The following is a 1,898-nucleotide window of genomic DNA, read 5'->3' as shown; positions in this document are numbered from 1 at the left end:
GTTCCGGAGCTGGAGCTGGTCGGCCTGGAGATCGATCCGGACCGCATCGCCGAGCCGAGCGAGGGCGTCCGGTTTGCGCTCGGTGGTTTCGAGCTGGCCGGCCTGCGGCCGCAGTTGGTGCGTGCCTTCAATGTCTTGCGCCAATACGACGAGGCCGAGGTCGCGTCGGCCTGGCAGCAGATCTGCGGGAACCTGGCGCCGGGCGGCTATCTCGTGGAGGGCACGTGCGATGAGATTGGGCGACGATCCTGCTGGGTGCTGCTCGACGCCGACGGCCCAATAGAGTTGACGTTGGCCTGGGCGCCCGATCACACCGACCGGCCCTCCGAGCTCGCGCCCCGCCTGCCCAAGGCGCTGATTCACCGCAATATTCCGGGCGAGCCGGTGCACGATCTGCTGCTCGCCGCCGACCGCTGCTGGGATCGTGCTGCCGGCCATGAGCCTTTCGGGCCACGGATGCGGTGGCGGCGTGCGCGCGACTTGCTGTGTGCGGAGGGCTGGCCGGTACAGCTGCGGCGCGGCCGCAGCGTCGACAATGTCTTGACCGTCCCGTGGTCGACGGTGGCGCCGCGCAGGTGACCCGGGGCAGATCTGCTTCTGCGGGGCGGCCGACCGGGCAATTACGATGGCGCACATGCGAATCGCACTGGCGCAATGCAATTCCGGCACCGACCCGGATGCGAACCTGGCGCTGCTCACCGAACTGACCGGCGAAGCGGCGCGACAGGGTGCGGAGCTGGTCGTCTTCGGTGAGGCGATGATGTGCCGATTCGGGGTTCCGCTCGGTCCCGTCGCGGAGCCACTGGACGGGCCGTGGGCGCGCGGCGTGGACGCGGTGGCGCAACAGACCGGCGTGGCGGTGATCGCCGGGATGTTCACTCCGTCCGACGACGGCCGGGTGCACAACACCCTGGTCATCGCGGTGCCTGGCCGACCGCTCGCCTCGTACGACAAGATCCACCTGTACGACGCCTTCGGCTTTGCCGAATCGCGCACCGTGGCACCGGGCAGCGAGCCGACCGTGGTGGAGATCGCCGGACATCGCGTCGGCGTCGCCACCTGCTACGACATTCGGTTCCCGGCACTGTTCACTGAACTCGCGCGGCGCGGCGCGGAGCTGATCGCGGTACCCGCCTCGTGGGGCTCGGGGCCGGGAAAAGTGGCGCAGTGGCAGCTGCTGGCCAGTGCCCGCGCGCTGGACAGCGCGACCTTCCTGGTCGCCGTCGACCAGGCGCTTCCCGACGGCGCGGACCTCGGTGCCCACTCGGCGCCGACCGGGGTCGGCCACAGTCGAATCTCAGATCCGTTCGGTAGCGTTATCGCCGAATACGGTCCAGGGCGTCACCTCGGCGTCCACGACCTCGACCTGTCTGCGGTCGGGCATGCGCGAGCCGCGTCGGCGGTGCTGGAGAACCAGCGCGAGATTCCCCGATCCGGTCCGAACCTATAGCGGGGGATCACATGAGCGATGAGAAGAAGCCCGACGTCGAGCCCGTCGAGGATTCCGGTACGACGCCCGTGGCTCCCGAGGCGACGGCAACTCCCGAGGCGACCGTGATCTCTAGCTCGGCGCTGGCCGACTCGTCGACGGTGCTCGCTGAGTCGGCAGCAGTGTCGCCTGGTAGCACTGCTGCTGCTGGTTCGGCGACTGCCGCGGCCCACGCCGACGACGATGCCCCGACGGCCCGTGCAGTGTTCGCTGAACCGACCACCGACGAGCTGAACGTGCAACACGGTACCCCGGTACCGACCGCGCCGATTTCCGGTGATGCGCCGACCAACCCGCACACCAAAGTACTGCCCGGCGACGTGTTCGAGCCGTTCAGTGAGCCTGCGCTGGCGGGTGTGGCGCTCGGTGCTGATCCGGCGGCGGCCCCGGCCAGCCTGCCGTCCGGGGT

General features: G+C 69.6%; 2 protein-coding genes and 1 pseudogene. All 3 read left to right on the top strand.

Annotated features, from left to right (window positions below; genetic code table 11):
* Positions 1-579: class I SAM-dependent methyltransferase (locus WAW85_RS12850; RefSeq protein WP_422559998.1), on the top strand; the 579-nt coding region annotated here is incomplete at its 5' end.
* A 55-nt stretch (positions 580-634) separates the two neighbouring features.
* Complete coding sequence (locus tag WAW85_RS12845; protein ID WP_422559997.1) at positions 635-1,450, top strand: carbon-nitrogen hydrolase family protein; 816 nt, start codon at positions 635-637, stop codon at positions 1,448-1,450.
* An 11-nt stretch (positions 1,451-1,461) separates the two neighbouring features.
* Positions 1,462-1,898: pseudogene (locus WAW85_RS12840) on the top strand (hypothetical protein); the annotation flags it as partial.

Origin of the sequence: Gordonia sp. (in: high G+C Gram-positive bacteria), assembly GCF_049299075.1 — a bacterium.
Classification (GTDB): domain Bacteria; phylum Actinomycetota; class Actinomycetes; order Mycobacteriales; family Mycobacteriaceae; genus Gordonia.
This window is presented reverse-complemented; position numbering and strand designations above follow the sequence as displayed.

Bases quoted from the DNA above. Each gene is read 5' to 3' on its own strand.
- WAW85_RS12845 (WP_422559997.1), top strand. From the start codon at position 635: ATGCGAATCGCACTGGCGCAATGCAATTCCGGCACCGACCCGGATGCG.